The organism is Nocardioides sp. NPDC087217, assembly GCF_044744805.1.
Taxonomy (GTDB): Bacteria; Actinomycetota; Actinomycetes; order Propionibacteriales; family Nocardioidaceae; genus Nocardioides.
In genome coordinates, this window is the sequence record NZ_JBIUZB010000002.1 from 1101305 (window position 1) to 1121269 (window position 19965).

Genomic DNA, 19965 nt, shown 5'->3' on the forward strand with positions numbered 1-19965 from the left:
CAGTGTCTCAGCCGAGCTCGTCTCGCAGCCTCAGGGCCTCGTCGCGCAGCGCGGCCACGTCCGGGCCCTTGCGCAGCAGTCCGCGGCTGGTGCTGGCGACCACGTTGGCGTTGGCGGAACCGAAGATCCGGGCGAGGTCGCCCGGGGTGCCGCCCTGCTCACCGAAGCCCGGCGCCAGGATGGGGCCGTTGAACCCGAAGTCGTACGCCACCCCCGCACCGTCCGCGCCGTCGATCGTCGCGCCGACGACCGCGCCGAACGACCCCAGCGGGGTCTCGGACTCGTTCAGCCGGCGCAGGTGGTCGAGCATGACCCGGCCGACGCTGCGGCCGTCCTCGACCGTCGCGTGCTGCACCTCGGGGCCCTCCTTGTTGGAGGTCAGGGCGAGCACGAACAGCCCGGCGTCGAACTTCGTGGCCGTCTCGACGAACGGGGTCAGCGAGCCGAAGCCCAGATAGGGGCTCACGGTCACCGCGTCGCTGCCGAGCGGGCTCGCGGGATCGAGGTAGGCGTCGGCGTACGCCTGGCTGGTGGAGCCGATGTCGCCGCGCTTGATGTCGAGGAGCACCAGCGCGCCGGCCGCCTTCGACTCGGCGATGACCCGCTCCAGCACCGCGACGCCACGCGAGCCGAAACGCTCGTAGAAGGCGCTCTGCGGCTTGACGACGGGGACATGGGGGGCCAGACCCTCGACCGCGGTCAGGGCGAACCTCTCCAGGCCGGCGAGGTCGTCGTCGAGGCCCCAGTCGAGGAGCAGCGAGGCGTGCGGGTCGATCCCGGCACAGAGCCGCCCCCGCTCGGCGAGAGCGGCGACGTAGCGGGCACCAAAGCTCATCGGCGGACTCCGTTCGCGATCCGGCGGGCGTAGCCTGGACCTTCATAGATGAACCCGGTGTAGCCCTGGAGCAGGTCGGCACCGGCGGCGAGACGCTCGCGGGCGTCCTCGACGGTGGCGATGCCACCCACACCGACCAGCGTCATCTCGGGGCTGACCCGGCTGCGGAGGAGCCGCAGGACGTCGAGCGCCCGCGCCTTGAGCGGGGCGCCGGAGAGTCCGCCGGCACCGGCCGCGGTGATCTCGGCGGGCGCCGAGGCGAGGTGCTCGCGGCCGATGGTGGTGTTGGTCGCGATGATCCCGTCCAGGCCGATCGCGCTGGCCAGGTCGGCGACCTCGACGACGTCGGAGTCGGCCAGGTCCGGCGCGATCTTGACCAGCAGCGGGACCCGGTGCTTGGTGACCTGGTCGGCGATGGAGCGGACGTGCTCCAGCAGCGGCTGCAGCTTCTCGACCGACTGCAGGCTGCGCAGGCCGGGCGTGTTGGGCGAGGAGACGTTGACCACCAGGTAGTCGGCGTAAGGAGCCAGCAGCCGGGCCGACTTGGCGTAGTCGGCCTCGACGGCCGACTGGTCGTCCTCCGGCACGAGCTTGGTCTTGCCGATGTTGATGCCGAGGATGGGCCCGCCGGCGGCCGTGCCACGGCGCTCCAGACGGCTCGCCAGCCTGGCGGCGACCGCCTCGGCTCCGTCGTTGTTGAAGCCCATCCGGTTGATCACGGCGCGGTCGGAGGGCAGCCGGAAGAGGCGCGGTGCCGGATTGCCCGGCTGCCCCTCCCCCGTGACCGTGCCGATCTCCACGTGCCCGAAGCCGAGCCCGCCCAGCGCGTCGATCCCGACCGCGTTCTTGTCGAAGCCCGCGGCCAGGCCGATCACGTTCGGGAAGGTGAGCCCCATCGCGTGCACCGGGGATCCCGGCGTACGTGTCCTGGACAGCGCCGGGCCGGCCGCGCGGATCGCGGCGAACGCCTGCTGGTGGGCACGCTCCGGATCCGTCTTCGTCAGCACCTTGTCGAACAGGGTCCGGTAGGCCTTCACTTCGACGACACCCCGCCGTCGTGGTGGCCGACGACGTCGCGCCACTCCTGCAGGCTGCGTACGTCGATCTCACCGCGCCGCAGCGCCTCGATGCCCTGTACGGCGGCGCCGAGGCCCTGGACCGTGGTGATGCAGGCGATGTTGGCCATCACCGCGGCGGTGCGGATCTCGTAGCCGTCCATCCGGGCGGACTTGGCGTTGGAGGTGCCGTTGGGCGTGTTGATGACCAGGTCGACCTCGCCGTCGAGGATCCGCTGGACGGTGGTCTTCTCGCCATCGGGCCCGGTGCCCTCGGAGTGCTTGCGCATCAGCCGCGAGGGCACGCCGTTGCGGCGCAGCACCTCGGCGGTGCCCTCGGTCGCGAAGATCTCGAAGCCGTGGTCGGCAAGTACCTTGATCGGGAAGATCATGGTGCGCTTGTCGCGGTTGGCCATCGAGACGAAGATGCGGCCCTGGGTCGGCAGCGGGCCGAACGCACCGGCCTGGCTCTTGGCGAAGGCACGGCCGAAGTCGGAGTCGAGCCCCATGACCTCGCCGGTCGACTTCATCTCCGGGCCGAGCACGGTGTCGACCTGCTGACCCTCTGGGGTGCGGAACCGGTTGAACGGCATGACCGCTTCCTTGACCGCGATCGGCTGGTTCGGCGGCAGCGCGCCACCGTCGCCAGTCGCCGGGAGCACGCCGGCCGTACGCAGGTCCGCGATCGACTCGCCGAGCATCACCCGCGCCGCGGCCTTGGCCAGCGGGGTCGCGGTCGCCTTGGAGACGAACGGGACGGTGCGGGAGGCGCGCGGGTTGGCCTCGATGACGTAGAGCACGTCGGAGCCGAGCGCGTACTGGATGTTGAGGAGGCCGCGTACGCCGACGCCTTCGGCGATCGCCAGGGTGGCCACGCGGATGCGCTCGACCTCGGCGGCGCCGAGGGTGATCGGCGGCAGCGCGCAGGAGGAGTCACCGGAGTGGATCCCGGCCTCCTCGATGTGCTCCATGACGCCGCCCAGGAACAGCTCGGTGCCGTCGTAGAGGGCGTCGACGTCGATCTCGACCGCGTCGTCGACGAACTTGTCGACCATCACCGGCTTGTCCGGGGTGACCTCGGTCGCCGCCTCGATGTAGGAGCGCAGCGCCTCGTCGTCGTAGACGATCTGCATGCCGCGGCCGCCGAGGACGTAGGAGGGACGCACCAGGACCGGGTAGCCGATCTCGTCGGCGATCTCGCGGGCCTCGTTGAACGTGGTGGCCATGCCGTGCTTCGGCGCGACCAGACCGGCCTTGTGGAGCACCCGGCCGAAGGCACCGCGCTCCTCGGCGAGGTGGATGGCCTCGGGGCTGGTGCCGACGATCGGCACCCCGTTGTCCTTGAGCGCCTGCGCGAGACCCAGCGGGGTCTGGCCGCCGAGCTGGCAGATGACCCCGACCACCGGTCCGGCCTGCTGCTCGGCGTGGACGATCTCGAGCACGTCCTCCAGGGTGAGCGGCTCGAAGTAGAGCCGGTCGGAGGTGTCGTAGTCGGTGCTCACCGTCTCGGGGTTGCAGTTGACCATCACGGTCTCGTAGCCGGCCTCGCTCAGCGCGAGGGAGGCGTGCACGCAGGAGTAGTCGAACTCGATCCCCTGCCCGATCCGGTTGGGTCCGGAGCCGAGGATGATCACGGCCTCCTTCTCCCGGGGCGCGACCTCGGTCTCCTCGTCGTAGGAGGAGTAGTGGTAGGGCGTACGCGCCTCGAACTCGGCCGCACAGGTGTCGACCGTCTTGTAGACCGGGCGGATGTTCAGCGCGTGGCGAACGCCTCGGACCACGTCGGCCGTCATGCCGCGCATCTTGCCGAGCTGGTAGTCGGAGAAGCCGTGGCGCTTGGCGTAGCGGAGCACATCGGCGGTCAGCTCGGGGGCCGCGATGATCTCCTGGGCGATCTCGTTGATCAGGAAGAGCTGGTCGACGAACCAGGGGTCGATCCTGGTGCTCTCGAAGATCTCCTCCGGCGTCGCGCCGGAGCGGATCGCGTCCATGACCCGCTTGAGCCGGCCGTCGGTGGGGACCTTGATCTCCTCCAGCAGCGCGGGTTTGTCGAGCTCGACGACCTCCTGGGTCCAGTCGAAGACCGCCTCGGGCTTCTCCAGGCTGCGCAGCGCCTTCTGGAGGGCCTCGGTGAAGTTGCGGCCGATCGCCATCGCCTCGCCCACGCTCTTCATGTGGGTGGTCAGGGTCGTGTCGGCGCCCGGGAACTTCTCGAAGGCGAAGCGCGGGACCTTGACCACGACGTAGTCGAGGGTCGGCTCGAACGAGGCGGCGGTGGAGCCGTTCGGCCCGGCGGTGATGTCGTTCTCGATCTCGTCGAGGGTGTAGCCGATCGCGACCTTCGCGGCGATCTTGGCGATCGGGTAGCCGGTCGCCTTGGAGGCCAGCGCCGAGGACCGCGAGACACGCGGGTTCATCTCGATGACGATGATCCGGCCGTCGGCCGGGTTGACGGCGTACTGGATGTTGCAGCCGCCGGTGTCCACGCCGACGGCGCGGATGATGCCGATCGCCAGGTCGCGCAGCTTCTGGTACTCGCGGTCGGTCAGCGTCAACGCCGGGGCGACGGTGATCGAGTCGCCGGTGTGCACGCCCATCGGGTCGAGGTTCTCGATCGAGCAGACGATGACCGAGTTGTCCTTGCGGTCGCGCATGACCTCGAGCTCGTACTCCTTCCAGCCGAGGATGGACTCCTCCAGGAGCACCTCGGTGGTGGGGCTGGCCGCGAGGCCGGCGCCGCCCAGGCGCCGCAGCTCGGTCTCGTTGTACGCGAAGCCCGAGCCCGAGCCACCCATGGTGAAGCTCGGCCGGATGACCACGGGGTAGCCGAGCTCCTCGGCGCCCGCGAGCAGGTCGTCGATGCTGTGGCAGATGACCGACTTGGCGCTCTCGCCGCCGAGCTCGGCGACGATCTTCTTGAACTCCTCGCGGTTCTCACCGCGCTGGATGGCGTCGATGCTCGCGCCGATCAGCTCGACGTCGTACTTCTCCAGGATCCCGCGCTCGTCCAGCGCCACCGCGCAGTTGAGCGCGGTCTGGCCGCCGAGGGTGGCCAGGAGCGCGTCGGGGCGCTCCTTGGCGATGACCTTCTCGACGAACTCCGGGGTGATCGGCTCGACGTAGGTCGCGTCGGCGAACTCCGGGTCGGTCATGATCGTGGCCGGGTTGGAGTTCACCAGAACGACCCGGATCCCCTCCTCGCGCAGCACGCGACAGGCCTGGGTGCCGGAGTAGTCGAACTCGCAGGCCTGGCCGATGACGATCGGCCCGGAGCCGATCACGAGCACGGACTTGATGTCCTCGCGCTTGGGCATCGCTCAGACCTCCTTCGCCATGAGAGAGATGAACCGGTCGAAGAGGTAGGCGGCATCGTGCGGGCCGGCCGCTGCCTCCGGGTGGTACTGGACGGAGAAGCCCTTGAGCTTCCCGGTCTCGGCGTCCTTGAGCTCGAGGCCCTCGACACAGTCGTCGTTGAGGTTGACGTGGGAGACGGTCGCGATGCCGTATTCGGTCTTCGTCTCCTCACCGATCGGCGCGTCGACGGCGAAGCCGTGGTTGTGGGCGGTCACCTCGACCTTGCGGGTGGTGAGGTCCATGACCGGCTGGTTGATCCCGCGGTGACCGTACTTCAGCTTGTACGTCCCGAAACCGAGCGCGCGGCCGAAGAGCTGGTTGCCGAAGCAGATCCCGAAGTAGGGGATGTTCTCGGCCAGCGCCGCCTTGAGCAGTTCGACCTGGCCGGTGGTCGCGGCGGGGTCGCCGGGGCCGTTGGAGTAGAAGAGCCCGTCCGGCTTCGTGGCGAGGACGTCCTCGAGGGACGCGGTCGCCGGGAGGACGTGGACCTCGATGCCGCGCTCCGCCATCCGCTCCGGGGTCATCTCCTTGATGCCCAGGTCGAGGGCCGCGACGGTGAACCGCTTCTCGCCCTTCGCGGGGACGACGTACGCCTCCTGGGTGCTGACCGCGTCGGAGAGGTTCGCACCGCTCATCTCGGCGCTGGCGAGCACCTTCTCGAGCAGGACCTCGGGGTCGGTCTCGATCGTCGAGATCCCGACGCGCATCGCGCCGCGCTCACGCAGGTGGCGGGTCAGGGCGCGGGTGTCGATGCCCGCGATGCCCACGACGGACTGGTCGCGGAGCTCGTCGTCGAGGGTGCGCTGGGCACGCCAGTTGGAGGGGACCCGGGCTGGGTCGCGTACGACGTATCCGGCCACCCAGATCCGACGGGACTCGGGGTCCTCGTCGTTCACGCCGGTGTTGCCGACGTGCGGGGCGGTCATCACGACCACCTGCTGGTGGTAGCTCGGGTCGGTCAGCGTCTCCTGGTAGCCCGTCATACCGGTGGAGAAGACCGCCTCGCCGAAGGTCTCACCCTCGGCACCGAACGACTCCCCCCGGAACGATCGACCATCCTCGAGTACGAGGAGTGCTTCTTTGTGGGCATGCAGCGGCACGCCGTACCTCCTTCTCCGCCTCACGGGACGGTGCTTAAAGGATGTCGGTCAACTTGCTGGTGACAGTATCAAGCAGATGCCGGTTGACGGCAGTTGGCGTCCGCCGCGTACGCCAGCACTGTGACGTACGCGGCATTCGGCCAGCTGTGGTCGGGCTCAGCTGTGCGAGTGGGGCGGCACGACCCCGCCCTCGGACGGCTGGACGATGACGAAGCCGGCGCCGTGGAAGGCGACCTGGAACGCCTCGCCGCTGCCCCGGCCGATGAGCGCACCGGCGGTGAACGACTTCTGCAGGCTGGTCTGGAGGCCGAGCGACCAGCCGACGACCGCGTTGGTGTCGGTGAAGGTGGGCGCCTCGCCTGCGTTGAGGACCACCGGGTCACCCTCGGTGGTGACCGCGACCCAGCCGGAGCCGCGCAGGGTCGTGTTGAAGAGGCCGCCGGTGAGCATCCCGGCACCCTGGACCCGCTCGATGTTCCACTGCAGGCTGTTGGAGAAGGCGAGCACGTGGTCGCCGTTGATCGAGATGCCGGAGTTGTTCAGGTGGAGGATGTGGACCTCCTTGGCCGCGTCGGCCAGGAAGACGTCGCCCTGACCCTCGACGCCCATCAGGCTGAGGCCCTCACCGGTGACGGCCTTCTTGAGGAACTTCCCAACGCCGCCGCCCTGGTACTTGAACTGCACGTTGCCCTGATAGGCCACCATCGAGCCCTGGCGCGCCTGGAACGGCTCCCCGACGCGCACGCGCAGGAGCTTCTTGTTCTGCAGCACCGCGCCGCTGCCCTCGATCTCGGCGAAGCGGCCGTCGATCAGGTCGCCCGAGATCCCGGCGAACGGGTCGCCCGTGGGCTGGGCCTGCGCGGCCTGCTGCCCGTACTGGGCGCCCTGCTGGCCGTACTGGGCGGACGCGGCCTGGGCCGGCTGCGCCTGGGCGCTCTCGCCGTACGCGGCCTGCACCGCCTGCGCCGACCCGACCTGCGTCGGCGCCTCCTGCTCCACAGTGGCCTGAGGCGGCGTCAGGGGCGCCGTCGACTGCTGCCCGCCCGTGGAAACGTGCTCCGTCCACTGGCTCCCGTCGTAGTAGCGAAGCTCGGCCTGTCCGGTCGGGTCCGGGTACCACGCTGCGTCCGTCATCTCTAACCCTTGCGTTCACGGACCCACATCGGTCCTTCTCGACTCCATCCTGGCATGTGCTTGATGCGCGACTCACCGGTGTTCCACTCGGCCGCCCTATTCTGTGACCGTGACGACCAGGTTCGGGGCGACCGACGTCCATTACCCACCATCCGGTGGGGGGCATGCCGCCCTGGTGGTGAGTGACGAACCCGAGTTCGGCGCGATCATCGAGGAACGTACGGCCTGGCTCGGTACCGTCGCCGATTACGCCCCTGGCAGGTTCTACGAGCGAGAGTTGCCCGCCCTGACGGCTCTCCTCGCCGACGCCGACCCGCTCGACGTACTCATCGTCGACGGCTACGTCGACCTCGACCCGACAGGACGGCCCGGCCTGGGGTGGCATGTCTGGGACGCGGGGCTCGCGCCGGCGGTCATCGGAGTCGCCAAGACCAGCTTCCGCGCCGCCACCCACGCCGAGCCCGTCCTCCGCGGAACCTCGACAAGGCCCTTGTACGTCACAGCCGTCGGAATGTCGCTGGCAGACGCCGCTCACCTGGTCCGCACCATGGCCGGCTCCGCCCGCCTACCTGATGCGCTGCGAGTCGTCGACCGCCGCGCCCGGGCCGCGCCTCCTGTCTCCGCCGACGAACAGATGATCTAATCAAGGCAACTCAGGCGATAACTCCGAAGTACCGGGCCAGCCAGGTCTGCGAGAAGGGGCCGCCAGTCGCGAGGGTAAGTAATAGCGCCACAGGCGCCTCCAGGAGCGGCGAACGTACCGCCTGCAATCGCAGGCGGTGATTCGTACGCCTCTAAGGAGAACGCCCATGTCCGACGCCTCTGCGCTGCCCGAGGGTTACACCGAGTGGCTCGGTGACCTCAAGAACCAGATCCGCACCGCGCGCCAGCGTGCCGCGCTCGCCGTCAACACCGAGCTCGTCCAGCTTTACTGGCATATCGGCAACCAGATCGTTGACCGCCAGTCCGCTCAAGGCTGGGGTGCGAAGGTGATCGACCACGTTGCAGATGACCTGCGATCGGAGTTTCCCGACATGACCGGGTTCTCAGCCCGGAACCTCAGATATATGCCCGGAACCTCAGATATATGCGGGCCTTCGCCGCAGCCTGGCCCGTGTCGGCAATTGTGCAAGCACCTCTTGCACAATTGCCCTGGTATCACCAGATCGCCCTGCTCGAGAAGCTCGACACCACCCGAGACCGTCTCAGGTACGCCCGCGCGGCAGTTGAGCACGGCTGGTCGCGCAACGTCCTGGTGCTCCGCATCGAAGCCCGCACCCTGGAGCGCTCAGGCCAGGCGGTGACCAACTTCGAACGCACGCTCCCACCCGAGACGTCTGATCTCGCCCGCGAGATCGTCAAAGATCCCTACAACTTCCAGTTCCTCGGCATCGGCGACGAAGCGCGCGAACGGGACATCGAACAGGCGCTCGTCGACCACGTCACCCAGTTCTTGGTCGAGCTCGGAGTCGGGTTCGCGTACGTCGGGCGCCAGGTGTCTCTCGAAGTCGGCGGGGAGGACTTCTTCATCGACCTGCTCTTCTATCACCTCAGGCTGCGCTGCTACGTCGTCATCGAACTCAAGGCCGGCAAGTTCAGGCCCGAGCATCTGGGGCAGCTCAACTTCTATCTGGCGGCGGTCGACGGGGAGATGGCGCATCCCGACGATGCCCCGACGATCGGGATTCTGCTGTGCCAGAGCCGCAATCAGGTCGTCGCGGAGTACTCGCTGCGCGGTTCAATGCAGCCGCTCGGAATAGCCGAGTATCAACTGCTGGCTAGCCTCCCGAGCGTCGAGCGACTCCAGCAGGAACTGAGCGGTCCTGAGTGAGGCCTCAGAGTCCGGCAGTCCTCAGCTTGTCGAGCATCCGACCCATGTGGGGGTCGAAGAACCGCGCGTCCGCGGCGCGGATCTCGGAAGGTGTCCACCAGCGCACACCGGCGTATTCCCGCTCGTCCGGCACCACAGCGACTCGGTGGTCGTGGGCGAGCACGAACCAGAGGCTGACGTCGGTGTGCGGATCCGGGCGGTCGGGCCGGGTCGTGGTGACGGTGATGAACAACGGGCGTGGGCCGAGGTCAGGGTGGAACCGCGCCTCGACGCCCAGTTCTTCGAGGCACTCGCGACGCACGGTGTCGGCGGGGTTCTCACCTGGCTCGACGTGACCTCCTGGCGGCAGCCACAGCCCCGACTTGCGATGGTCGCCCAGCAGGATGTGGCCGCTCACCGGGTCGACAAGGAGGAAGTAGGAGACCAGGTGCTTGGCTGGCTCGGTCGGAGCGGTGGTGCGCCGGAACACGTCGTTGGTGACGCACAACCACGCTGACGCGTCGGCGATGTGGCCGCTCTCGACCGGGTCCATCGGCTCGATCGAGTCCACCATGATCGTGATGTCGGTCAGCAGTCGGTCCTCCGGGCTCATGGCTGTGGACCATAGAGGCGAGCACCGACAGCCCGGCCAAGCGTGGCGTCAGGTGAGTGCGACACGATGTGACGGTTGTCGCAGGTCATTGCGTTGCATGGTTGTGCACCGCTAGCGTTTCGATGTTTCATCCAGATTTCCGTGCGGGGGTACGCAATGACCGAGACGTCGATCAGCATCGACGCGGACTTGTTGGCCGAGGCGAGAAAGATCGCCGGGACGACGACCAACCAGGCTGCGATCGACCACGCGCTGCGTGACCTCGTCGAGCGTGAGGCCGCCTCGGCGGAGTTCGACAGCATCGTCTCGCGCGAGCTCGGCGACACGAAGGTCACGCTGGAGTTCTGAGCTCGCCGAGCTCGTCCAACGGGACGGGCCAGAAGTCTCGGTCGGTCGCGAGGTGGATGACATCGACCGGCACTGCGGCCGCGGCACACGCTCCGTAGAGATGGGCAGCGTTCTTCCGGTCCGAGCGGCTGGGTGGGCCACCGCCCGGGCGGCACAGCAGGAGCTCGACCCGGTCGAAGCCGTGCGCATCGACCAGGTCACGCAGCATCGTGGCGAGGTTGGCAGCACCGTCGTCGGCGATCTCCACCGGCAGCCCCTCGATCTGACACAGCTGCGGGAACGGCACCCCGTCGGGATCGACCAACATGAACCACAACCGGGGCTCGGGCCAGCCGAGGGGGTTGATCAGATGTCGCCAGGCGGCTTCGACGTCGGCCTGGGTGCGGAGGACTGGAGCGTACGGAATCTTGTCGGTCATGGGTCAAAGGCACCATGGCCTGTCGAGGAGGACAACGACGATCTCGGCGCCTGTGGATAACTCTGCTCATCCACAGGGTTTCGTCCGCAAGTGGCCCGCCCGCGGCGCCTCAGGGCACGAGACGGTGCTCCGGACCCGACCAGCGCCGCCGCAGCCAGCGGTCGTGGGAAGCGACGACGACGGTGCCCGGGGTGACCCCGATCGCCTCCTCCAGCTCGCCTGCCAGGGTGAGCGAGATGTGGTTGGTGGGCTCGTCGAGAAGCAGCAGGTCCGGGCCGGTGGCGATGGCGATCGCCAGGTCGAGCCGCCGGCGCTGGCCGACGCTCAGCGCGCCGACGGGCCGGTTGAGGTCGCGCGGGTGGACCAGGCCCAGGTCACGTAGCGGCACCTGGGTCGCCAGCACCTCCCCCACCGACTCCAGGTAGACGTCGGCGACCTTGCGGCGCAGGTCCCCGAACTGCGGGTCCTGGGTGAGCTCCTCGACGTGACGGGCGCTGACCTGGACCTCCCCGGAGGTCGGCTTCACACGCCCGGAGATCACTCCGAGCAGCGTGGACTTGCCGCTGCCGTTGGGTCCGGTGATCAGCAGGTGCTCCCCCGCCATGATGTCCAGGACCGGCAGGCTGACCCGCTCCTCGACCACCAGGTCGCGTACGACGACCATCCTGCCGCTCGCGCCGGCAGCCGACAGAGCGGCGTTAAGCCGCAGAGGCGGCGGTGGCTTGCGTACCTGTGCCTCCTCGGCCTCCTCCAGCCGGCGGTTGGCGTCCTTCTTGCGGCGGGCGACAGTGCGCTCGACGTTGCTGCCCTTGAACTTGTAGATGAACTTGTCGTTGTCGGTCGGGCCGCGGTTGTGGGCGATCGCGTCGTTGCCGATCTTGGTCGCGGTGCGGAGACGCTTGAGCTCGTCCTGCTGCTCTGCGTACGTCTGCTCCCACCGCTCGCGAGCGGCCTGCCGTGCCTCCTCGTAGGCGCTCCAGCCGCCGCCGAAGAGGCGCCCGCCGGCGCCGTCGGTGCCGAAGGCCGTCGGGTCGAGATCGCAGAGGCCGGTGGCGACCTCGTCGAGGAAGACGCGATCGTGGGAGGCCATCAGCACGACGCCGGGGAGGTCACGCAGGAACTCCCCCAGCACGGCGACCGCCTCGTCGTCGAGGTGGTTGGTCGGCTCGTCGAGCAGCAGTGCGTCGGGCCGCCGGGTGATCGCGGTGGCCAGTGCCAGCCTGGTCCGCTGCCCGCCGGAGAGCGTGCTGATCGGACGCTCGAGGTCAAGGCCGCTGAGGCCGAGACGCTCGGCGGCCAAGATGGCTCGCCGATCGGCGTCCCACGCGTCGTGGGCCACCGCGAAGTCGAGCGCGCTCGCGTACGTCTCGGCGACCTCGGGGTCGTCGAGACGGTCGGCCAGCGTCTCGACCGTCGCGACCGCCTCTCGGAGCGGACGCAGGGTGGTGGCTAGTACGTCCTCGATGCTCGCCGCGTCGCGGAACGGCGGCTCCTGCGGCAGCCAGACGAGGTCGTCGGGTGCCTCGAGCGTGCCTGTGCGTTGGGCGGTGGGCGGCAGTCGGTGTGCGATAGCGCGGAGCAACGTGGACTTGCCGGCGCCGTTCTCCCCCACGAGCGCGATCCGCTCGCCCGGGGGGACGGTGAGGTCTATCCCGGCGAGGACGGAGCCGCTGCGGAAGGAGACGGAGAGGTCGCGGACGACGATGGGTCCGGAGACGATGGAAGATGACATGAGAGCGCTGGCCTTCGGGTTCGAGGACGACCCGCCGGGCATGTGCCTCGGGCGCAGGTCGGAGGTCAGCGCAAGATCTTCATGATGGGTAAAGAGTACGCGGCCGACGGCCGCGGCGTCCAACCGATTATCCGCGCAGGATCTTCTCCATCGCCTTGCCCTTGGCCAGCTCGTCGACGAGCTTGTCGAGGTAGCGCACCTGCCGCATGACCGGGTCCTCGATCTCCTGGACCCGCACGCCACAGACCACACCGGTGATCAGCTCCGAGCTCGGGTTGAGGTCGGCCGCGGCGAAGAACTCCTCGAAGCTCGTCCCCGCCTCGACGTGCTTCGCGATCGCGTCGTCGTCGAAACCCGTCAGCCAGGTGATCACCTGGTGCAGCTCGGCCGTGGTGCGGCCCTTCCTCTCCACCTTCGTCACATAGTGCGGGTAGACGGAGCCGAAGGGCATCTTGTAGACGCGCTCGAGGTTATCCACGTTCCCGAGCCTAGCCCGGACGTTCCGCGACGAGCTGGTACATCCCGGCGATACGTACGAACGGCTCCTGGTCGCACAGCTCGCGCTCGAGCTCGAGGAGACGGTCGAAGTAGGCAGGGTCGGACTTGGCGGCGTCGTCGGTGAGCAGGTCGTTGGCGATCCTGGTGCCGAACCGGCCGGTGAGCTCCAGCCCCGCGGAGACGACCTCGGCCTCGAGATCAGCCATCGGCACCTTGCGTACGTCATGCTCGAAGGTCACGGCCCGCTTGGTGTCCGCGCGCAGCTCGGTGAGAGCGGCCTCGGGTCCGCGCGTGACCAGCTGACGCAGCACCATGCTCGCCGGGTTGGGGACCATCACCGAGAGGCGCCCACCCGGTCGCACGGCGGCCGCGAGGCGGCGTACGTCTCCGGGCTCGGCTGGGCGGTACTGCAGCACGAAGTGGCACAGGACCAGGTCCCACTCCCCGTCGGGCAGATCCTCGAGACCGCCGACGAGCGTGGTCAGCGACGTGCCCGCCTCTACCGCCCGACGCTTCGCCTCCGCCAGCCAGGACTCAGACGGGTCGAGGATCGTGACGTCGTGACCGGCCAGTGCCAGCGGCAGCGCGTCCATCCCGTCCCCGCCGCCGACGTCGAGGATCCGCAGCCCGTCACCCAGGTCCGCACACTGGCGCCGGAGAATCTCCTCGACCACGCTGTAGCGGATCCGGCCCCACGGGGTCGCGGTGTAGGCACGCCACTGCGCGAGCTTGTCGGAGAAGACGTCGGTCATGGCGGTGGAGCCTAACCGGCGTAGGTCTGCTTCCCCCGCAGGTAGGTGGCGACGACGCGGCCAGTGAGCTTGCGGTCGTGCCAGGGGTTGTTGCGGGAGAGCGAGAGCGAACGGTCGCGATCCACGACGTAGGTCGCGGACGGGTCGACCAGAGCCAGGTTGGCTGGCTCTCCGACCGCGATCGGACGCCCGTGCTCCTCGAGGCCGGCGATCCGGGCCGGGGTCGCGGACATGACCCGGGCGACACCGGCCCAGTCCAGCAGACCCGAGGTGACCATGACGGTCGAGACGACCGAGAGCGCCTCCTCGAGCCCGAGCATCCCGAACGCCGCGTCAACGAAGGCGTGCTCCTTGTCCTGGCGAGCGTGCGGGGCGTGGTCGGTGGCGACCGCGTCGATGGTGCCGTCGGCCAGCGCCGCCCGCAGGGCCTCGACGTCCTCGGCGGGGCGCAGAGGCGGGTTGACCTTGAAGGTCGGGTCGTAGCCGGCGAGCAGGTCGGTGGTCAGCAGCAGGTGATGCGGGGTGACCTCCGCGGTCACCGCCCAGCTGCCGTCCTTCTCCGCCTGCGCCTTCGCCCAGCGCAGCACCTCGACGGTGCCCGCGGTCGAGGCATGGGCGACGTGCACGCGCGAGCCGGTGTGGCGGGCGAGCATCACGTCGCGGGCGACGATGACCTCCTCGGCTACTCCCGGCCAGCCGGGCAGACCGAGCCGGCCGGAGAGCTCGCCCTCGTGGCAGCAGGCCGAGCCGTAGGGCGCCAGCGACGGATCCTGGGAGTGCTGGGAGATCACGCCGCCGAACGCCTTGACGTACTCCAGCGCCCGTCGCATCACCCGCGGGTCCGAGACGCAGCGGCCGTCGTCGGAGAAGACCTTGACGCCCGCCCGGGACCGGTTCATCAGGGACAGCTCGGCGAGCTCCTCACCGGCCAGTCCCTTGGTCACCGCGCCGACCGGGAACACGTCGGCCAGACCGGCCTCGCGGCCGAGGTCCCACACCGAGACCGCGGCCTCGGCCGTGTCGGTGACGGGTGAGGTGTTGGCCATCGCCAGTACGGCGGTGTAGCCGCCGGCGGCAGCCGCCGCCGCACCCGAGGCGACGGTCTCGGCGTCCTCGCGGCCCGGCTGGCGCAGGTGGGTGTGCAGGTCGACCAGCCCCGGAAGGAGGACGAGACCGGAGGCGTCGACCACCTCATCGACGGTCGCGGAGAGCGTGCCGATCTCTCGGATCACTCCCCCGTCGACGTGGACATCGGTCGGCTCGGCCCCGAGGACGGAGACTCCCTTGATCAACAAACTCATGCGGACTCCTCGCCGGCAAGCAGGTGGTAGAGGACGGACATCCGGATCGCGACCCCGGCCGAAACCTGGTCGAGGATCCGCGAGGAGGCGGCGTCAGCTGCCTCGGGAGAGATCTCCAGGCCGCGGTTCATCGGCCCGGGGTGCAGGATCGGCGCGCCCTCGCGCAGCATTCCGAGCCGCTGACGGGTGAGTCCGTAGCCGACGGTGTACTCCCTCGACGTCGGGAAGTAGCCACCGCTCATCCGCTCGCGCTGGACGCGCAGCATCATCACCGCGTCGACCTCGGGCAACACGTCGTCCAACGTGTAAGAGGTGGCGAACCCGTCGGCCTTGGCCCACTCGGCGATGCCCGAGGGCATCAGCGTGGGCGGGGCGACGGCGACCACGGAGGCTCCGAGCTTGGTCAGCGACTTCACGTTCGACCGGAACACCCGCGAGTGGGTCAGGTCGCCGACGATCGCGATCCGCTTGCCCTCCAGGGAGCCAGGGCCGCCGAGCTGGCGCTGGAGCGTGTAGCCGTCGAGCAGAGCCTGGGTCGGGTGCTCGTGCATCCCGTCACCGGCGTTGATCACGGGGATGTCGAGCCAGCCGGCGACCTGATGGGCCGCGCCGGAGGCCGAGTGGCGCATCACCAGGCCGTCGACGCCCATCGCGGTCACGGTCAGCACGGTGTCGCGCAGCGACTCCCCCTTCGAGGTCGAAGAGCCCTTCGCGGACAGGTTGATCACGTCGGCCGAGAGCCACTTCCCCGCGATCTCGAAGGAGGACCGGGTGCGGGTCGAGTCCTCGAAGAAGAGGTTGATCACCGTACGCCCGCGCAGCGCCGGGAGCTTCTTGACCTCACGCTTCTGGACGTCGTGCATCTCGGCGGCGGTCGCGAAGAGCCGCTGGATCTCCTCCGCGCTCACGTCGTCGATGGACAGAAGATGCTTCGTCATGCCGGAACCCCCTCGAGCTCCACGATGCGTACCTCGTCGATGCCGTCGGTCTCCTCCAGGCTCAGCCCGACCCGCTCGGAGCGGGCGGTGGGGAGGTTCTTGCCGACGTGGTCGGCCCGGATCGGCAGCTGCCGGTGGCCGCGGTCGACGAGAACGGCCAGACGTACGACAGCAGGGCGGCCGTAGTCTGCCAGGGCGTCGAGCGCGGCGCGGACGGTGCGGCCCGAGAAGAGCACGTCGTCGACCAGCACCACGGTCTTGCCGTCGATGCCGCCCGGCGGGATCTCGGTGTGGTGCGGCGCGCGGGTCGGGTGGGTGCGCAGGTCGTCGCGGTACATCGTCACGTCGAGCGCGCCGTGGGCGACCGGGTGACCTTCGGCGGCCTCGATCCGAGCGGCGATCCGCTTGGCCAGCGGCACTCCGCGGGTGTGCAGACCCAGGAGCACCAGGTCTTCCGCGTCGCGGTTGCGCTCCAGGATCTCGTGGGAGATCCGGGTGAGCGCCCGGGAGATGTCACGGGCATCGAGCACGACGCGACCATCGGTCGACGGCTCTTGCAGGGCATCAGACAAGGTTGTGGTCTCCTTCTCCGCCTCACGGGACGGCTCGTTAAAGGATCGGGCCAACCCTATCCTCACTCCAGGTCGATCAGCACTTTCCCGACGGCACCGGCTTCGACCGCGTCGTGGGCGGCGGCGGTCTCCTCGAGCCGGTAGTGGTGAAGGGGTACGCCACCCTCCGGTCCGACCCGCAGCGCCCCTGCCGCCACGGCTGCGGCGACGTCGTCGGCGGCGGCCTGGATCTGCGCCTCCTCGATGCCGTAGAGCTGGATGAACTGGTAGCGCAGGTTGAGCGAGAAGGTGGCTCGCAGCGGCATCGTGAGCTCGTCGCCGCCGTTGTTGGCGTAGATCGCGATCGTGCCGCGCTTGGCGATGACCGCGCGGTCCAGGTCGTTGTTGACCGCCGGAGCGACCTCGACGATCTGGTCGACGCCGTCGGGTGCGATCTCGCGGATCGCGGCGGCCGGATCGCCCTCGCGGTAGTTGACGATGTGGTGCGCCCCGGCGGCCTTCGCCAGGGCCGCCTTCTCCGGAGAGCTGACCGTGGTGATCACCGTCGCCCCGGCCCACACGGCGAGCTGGATCGCGGCGTTGCCGACCGCTCCGGCGCCGCCGTGGACCAGGATGGTGAGGCCGCTGAACGACTCGGGGGCCACCCGCTCCACCGACCCGGAGGTGAGCGCCCGGTGGGCGGTCATCGCCGGGACGCCGAGCGAGGCGCCGAGGTCGTAGGAGGCGCCTGCGGCCAGCTCGACGGCCTTGTGGGCCGGCACCGTGACGTACTCCGCCGCGGTCCCCCAGGGCTGCCCGTGCTGGACCATGAAGAGCCAGACCGGCTGACCGACGACGTGGTCGGTGACGCCCTCGCCGATCTCCTCGATCACGCCGGCGCCGTCCTGGCCCGGGGTCGCCTCGGGAGTCGTCAAGGTTGCGCTCAGGCCGGCGCGTACCTTCCAGTCGGTGGGATTGACTCCCGCCCGCACCAGTCTGACCAGGACCTCGCCCGGGCCGGGCTTCGGTACCGGGCGCTCGGTCAGACGCATGGCGGAGGAGGGACCGTTCTCGGAGTAGACGACTGCGCGCATGACTCCGACGTTAGCGGCCGATGGCTAGAGCGCGTGCGCCATCCCAGCGCAGGCCTTGAGCCACGACATCTTGGTGTCCTCCGAGAGCTGGGAGTACTGCACCGTGGACCCCGCGACGAGCACCGGGTCGAACGGAACCCGGTAGACCCCGCGGGTGCGCTGCTGGTAGACCTCGGTGAGGTCGCGGGCCAGGTTGGTGTCGACCTTCGGGGACGGGTCGGAAAGCACGGTGATCGTCTTCAGCTTGAGGTCGGCGTAGCCGGACTCCTGGAGCGCGTCGAGCATCCACAGGCCGCTGTAGCCGGTGTCCTCGCGCACCGTCGAGGTGACCACCAGCAGATCGGCGGTGTCGGCCGCGGCCAGCCAGTTCTCGGCACGCATGTTGTTGCCGGTGTCGACCAGGATCACCTTGTAGAAGCGCTCCAGCAACTGGTGCACCTGCCCGAAGTCGTCGGCGTGGATCTGGCCGGTGACATCGGGCCGCTCGTCGGAGGCGAGCACATCGAAGTGGGCGTCGCCCTGGGAGCGTACGAAGGCACCGAGGTCGCCGATGCGGGATTGGTAGACGTTGTTGAACGCGGCCAGGTTGTCGAGCAGCTCGCGGGTGGTGTTGCGGTGGGTGCTCCGCATGCCGCGGATGCCGAGGGTGCCGCGGGTCTCGTTGTTGTCCCAGGCCACGATCCCGCCACCGCGCACGGTGCCGAAGGTGTAGCCCGCCGCGAGCACGCCGGTCGTCTTGGCGGCGCCGCCCTTGGGGTTGATGAAGACGATCGTGCGCGGTCCGTCGAAGTCGCGCTGGATCATCGCCCGGTCCTGCTCGTAGGCGACCTCGTCCTGCCCCATCTTCGGGCTGATCAGCCCGCCGGACATCCTGCGGATCGCGCCTCGCCAGCCCCAGGTCGCGGGGCCGAACCCGGCCGACTCCGCGCGCCGGTCGAGGAAGTCGGTCGCGCTGGGGACCTCCTGCCCGTGAACGGCCGGGGGCGGCGGTGCCACCGCCACCGGAGGGGGCGGGGCGGGTGTCGTGGTGACCTGTGGGTTGGTGATGCGAGTCGCCTCCTGACTCGGGTCCGGATGGGGCTGGCTGGGGGGCGTCACCGGCCTTCCCGCCGTGTTCGGCGGGGGCGGCGTCACCCAGTGCGAGGGTGTGCCGGCCGGCCGGGTGCGCGAGTCCGGCTCGTCGTAGGGGTTGTTCTCCTGCGTCATGCGCTCTCCGAATACGGGTGCTTGGTTACGGCCTCCATCACAGCCTTGGGTCCAAACATACGGTCCCGACCGAAGCAATCGTCGATAACCGGAAAACACACGCGTCGCGCCGCACCCGAAATGACGCTACGCCTGCCCGGAACGGTCCCGGACAGGCGTACGTCTCGTGCCGATCAGGCCTTGGCGAGGTCCTTCGCGACCGCGGCGAGCACGCCGTTGACGAAGGACGGCGAGTCGTCGGTCGACAGCTCGGTCACCAGTGCGGTGGCCTCACTGATCGCGACCTCGGAGGCGACATCGCCGTCGAGGAGCTCCCAGACGCCGAGGCGGAGGACGTTGCGGTCGACCGCGGGCATCCGGGCCAGCGACCAGTCCTTGGCGAAGGCGGCGATCAGAGCGTCGATGCGCTCGGACTCGGCGACCACGCCACGGACGAGCTTGACCGTGAAGGGGTTGTTGGGCACCTCACCCTCGCGGATCTGCTGGTCGAGCAGATCACCGGCGGAGAGTCCACGGGCTTCAGCGGCGAAGAGCAGGTCGAGCGCGCGCTTACGGGCCTTGGTGCGGGCGGTGGCGACGTGAGCCACAGGTCAGCCCTTGACGCGGGAGAGGTAGGAACCGCCCTCGCGGGTGTCGACCTTGATCTTCTCGCCCTGCTCGATGAAGAGCGGCACCTGGATCTCGGCGCCGGTCTCCAGGGTGGCGGGCTTGGTGCGGCCGGTGGCCGAGTCACCCATGACACCGGGCTCGGTGTAGGAGATGACGAGCTCGACCGACGGCGGGAGCTCGACGAAGAGCACGCGACCCTCGTTGGTGGCCAGGATGACCTCCTGGTTCTCCAGGAGGAAGCCGGCGCTGTCGCCGATGATCTCCGGGCCGACCTCGACCTGGTCGAAGTCGGCGACGTCCATGAAGACGAAGTTCGAGCCGTCGTTGTAGAGGTACTGGAACGAGCGGCGATCGACCGTGGCGGTCTCGACCTTGGTGCCGGCGTTGAAGGTCTTGTCGACGTTCTTGCCCGACTCGACGTTCTTCAGCTTGGTGCGGACGAAGGCCGGACCCTTGCCGGGCTTCACGTGCTGGAACTCGACCACCTGCCAGAGCTGGCCCTCGATCTTCAGCACCATGCCGTTCTTGAGGTCGTTCGTCGTCGCCATAACCGTCCGTCAGCCTTCGTCTCTTTGACCTGCACCGATGCAGGCTTCAATTGTCAATGTTCGTGGGGC

The 19965-nt window shown here is 69.1% G+C and carries 20 protein-coding genes and 1 pseudogene; 4 read left to right on the forward strand and 17 right to left on the reverse strand.

The window, feature by feature from the left end; all coding sequences use genetic code 11:
* Nucleotides 1–7 precede the first annotated feature (7 nt).
* The 5 genes from pyrF to ACIO3S_RS12735 form a co-directional block, all read right to left on the reverse strand.
* Nucleotides 8–835, reverse strand: a complete 828-nt coding sequence (gene pyrF, locus ACIO3S_RS12715; protein WP_400463772.1) for an orotidine-5'-phosphate decarboxylase — start codon at nt 833–835, stop codon at nt 8–10.
* The gene (locus ACIO3S_RS12720; protein WP_400463775.1) at nt 832–1872 is read right to left on the reverse strand and encodes a quinone-dependent dihydroorotate dehydrogenase; all 1041 of its coding nucleotides are present in this window, start codon (nt 1870–1872) and stop codon (nt 832–834) included. The genes pyrF and ACIO3S_RS12720 overlap by 4 nt, the downstream gene beginning before the upstream one ends.
* Nucleotides 1869–5204 carry a carbamoyl-phosphate synthase large subunit gene (gene carB / locus ACIO3S_RS12725; RefSeq protein WP_400463778.1) on the reverse strand — a complete coding sequence of 1112 codons (3336 nt, stop codon included), beginning with the start codon at nt 5202–5204 and terminating at the stop codon, nt 1869–1871. The genes ACIO3S_RS12720 and carB overlap by 4 nt, the downstream gene beginning before the upstream one ends.
* 3 nt (nt 5205–5207) lie before the next feature.
* Nucleotides 5208–6344, reverse strand: a complete 1137-nt coding sequence (gene carA / locus ACIO3S_RS12730) for a glutamine-hydrolyzing carbamoyl-phosphate synthase small subunit (RefSeq protein WP_400463781.1) — start codon at nt 6342–6344, stop codon at nt 5208–5210.
* Nucleotides 6345–6500: 156 nt separating this feature from the next.
* A complete protein-coding gene (locus tag ACIO3S_RS12735) occupies nt 6501–7478 on the reverse strand; it encodes an AIM24 family protein (protein ID WP_400463784.1) in 978 nt (325 codons plus the stop codon).
* 109 nt (nt 7479–7587) lie between these two features.
* Between ACIO3S_RS12735 and ACIO3S_RS12740 the strand changes: the two genes are divergently transcribed.
* The 3 genes and pseudogenes from ACIO3S_RS12740 to ACIO3S_RS12750 all read left to right on the forward strand — a co-directional run bounded on the left by ACIO3S_RS12740 (nt 7588) and on the right by ACIO3S_RS12750 (nt 9309).
* Nucleotides 7588–8121, forward strand: coding sequence for an endonuclease V (locus tag ACIO3S_RS12740; RefSeq protein WP_400463787.1), 534 nt, complete (start codon nt 7588–7590; stop codon nt 8119–8121).
* 166 nt (nt 8122–8287) lie between these two features.
* Nucleotides 8288–8467: pseudogene (locus ACIO3S_RS12745) on the forward strand (DUF1016 N-terminal domain-containing protein); the annotation flags it as partial.
* A 98-nt stretch (nt 8468–8565) separates the two neighbouring features.
* Nucleotides 8566–9309: a YhcG family protein gene (locus ACIO3S_RS12750; protein ID WP_400463790.1), complete on the forward strand. Its 744-nt coding sequence runs from the start codon at nt 8566–8568 to the stop codon at nt 9307–9309.
* A gap of 4 nt (nt 9310–9313) precedes the next feature.
* On the opposite strand, the gene ACIO3S_RS12755 is transcribed toward ACIO3S_RS12750, so the two are convergent.
* A complete protein-coding gene (locus ACIO3S_RS12755) occupies nt 9314–9901 on the reverse strand; it encodes an NUDIX hydrolase (RefSeq protein ID WP_400463793.1) in 588 nt (195 codons plus the stop codon).
* Nucleotides 9902–10057: 156 nt separating this feature from the next.
* Between ACIO3S_RS12755 and ACIO3S_RS12760 the strand changes: the two genes are divergently transcribed.
* On the forward strand, nt 10058–10249 hold the full coding sequence (locus tag ACIO3S_RS12760; protein WP_400463796.1) for a type II toxin-antitoxin system VapB family antitoxin: 192 nt from the start codon (nt 10058–10060) through the stop codon (nt 10247–10249).
* Here ACIO3S_RS12760 and ACIO3S_RS12765 read toward each other — a convergent pair.
* From ACIO3S_RS12765 to efp, 11 genes are all read right to left on the reverse strand, one after another.
* Nucleotides 10233–10667: a hypothetical protein gene (locus tag ACIO3S_RS12765; protein ID WP_400463799.1), complete on the reverse strand. Its 435-nt coding sequence runs from the start codon at nt 10665–10667 to the stop codon at nt 10233–10235. The genes ACIO3S_RS12760 and ACIO3S_RS12765 overlap by 17 nt on opposite strands.
* Before the next feature lie 109 nt (nt 10668–10776).
* Entirely contained in the window at nt 10777–12399 is a 1623-nt protein-coding gene (locus tag ACIO3S_RS12770) for an ABC-F family ATP-binding cassette domain-containing protein (RefSeq protein WP_400463802.1), read from the reverse strand.
* Between the two features lie 127 nt (nt 12400–12526).
* Nucleotides 12527–12877: a DUF2200 domain-containing protein gene (locus ACIO3S_RS12775; RefSeq protein ID WP_400463805.1), complete on the reverse strand. Its 351-nt coding sequence runs from the start codon at nt 12875–12877 to the stop codon at nt 12527–12529.
* 10 nt (nt 12878–12887) lie between these two features.
* The gene (locus tag ACIO3S_RS12780; RefSeq protein ID WP_400463808.1) at nt 12888–13649 is read right to left on the reverse strand and encodes a class I SAM-dependent methyltransferase; all 762 of its coding nucleotides are present in this window, start codon (nt 13647–13649) and stop codon (nt 12888–12890) included.
* Between the two features lie 11 nt (nt 13650–13660).
* Nucleotides 13661–14950 (reverse strand): dihydroorotase, encoded by a 1290-nt coding sequence (locus ACIO3S_RS12785; RefSeq protein ID WP_400463811.1) that lies wholly within the window; start codon nt 14948–14950, stop codon nt 13661–13663.
* Nucleotides 14947–15888 (reverse strand): aspartate carbamoyltransferase catalytic subunit, encoded by a 942-nt coding sequence (locus ACIO3S_RS12790; protein WP_400463814.1) that lies wholly within the window; start codon nt 15886–15888, stop codon nt 14947–14949. The genes ACIO3S_RS12785 and ACIO3S_RS12790 overlap by 4 nt, the downstream gene beginning before the upstream one ends.
* On the reverse strand, nt 15885–16460 hold the full coding sequence (gene pyrR / locus ACIO3S_RS12795; RefSeq protein WP_400463817.1) for a bifunctional pyr operon transcriptional regulator/uracil phosphoribosyltransferase PyrR: 576 nt from the start codon (nt 16458–16460) through the stop codon (nt 15885–15887). Before pyrR ends, ACIO3S_RS12790 begins: the two co-directional genes overlap by 4 nt.
* 62 nt (nt 16461–16522) lie before the next feature.
* Nucleotides 16523–17533, reverse strand: coding sequence for an NADPH:quinone reductase (locus ACIO3S_RS12800; protein WP_400463820.1), 1011 nt, complete (start codon nt 17531–17533; stop codon nt 16523–16525).
* Nucleotides 17534–17557: 24 nt separating this feature from the next.
* Nucleotides 17558–18739: a MinD/ParA family protein gene (locus tag ACIO3S_RS12805; RefSeq protein ID WP_400463823.1), complete on the reverse strand. Its 1182-nt coding sequence runs from the start codon at nt 18737–18739 to the stop codon at nt 17558–17560.
* A 173-nt stretch (nt 18740–18912) separates the two neighbouring features.
* Complete coding sequence (nusB, locus tag ACIO3S_RS12810; RefSeq protein ID WP_160022948.1) at nt 18913–19326, reverse strand: transcription antitermination factor NusB; 414 nt, start codon at nt 19324–19326, stop codon at nt 18913–18915.
* Between the two features lie 3 nt (nt 19327–19329).
* Nucleotides 19330–19896, reverse strand: coding sequence for an elongation factor P (gene efp / locus ACIO3S_RS12815; RefSeq protein ID WP_160022946.1), 567 nt, complete (start codon nt 19894–19896; stop codon nt 19330–19332).
* Nucleotides 19897–19965 lie beyond the last annotated feature (69 nt).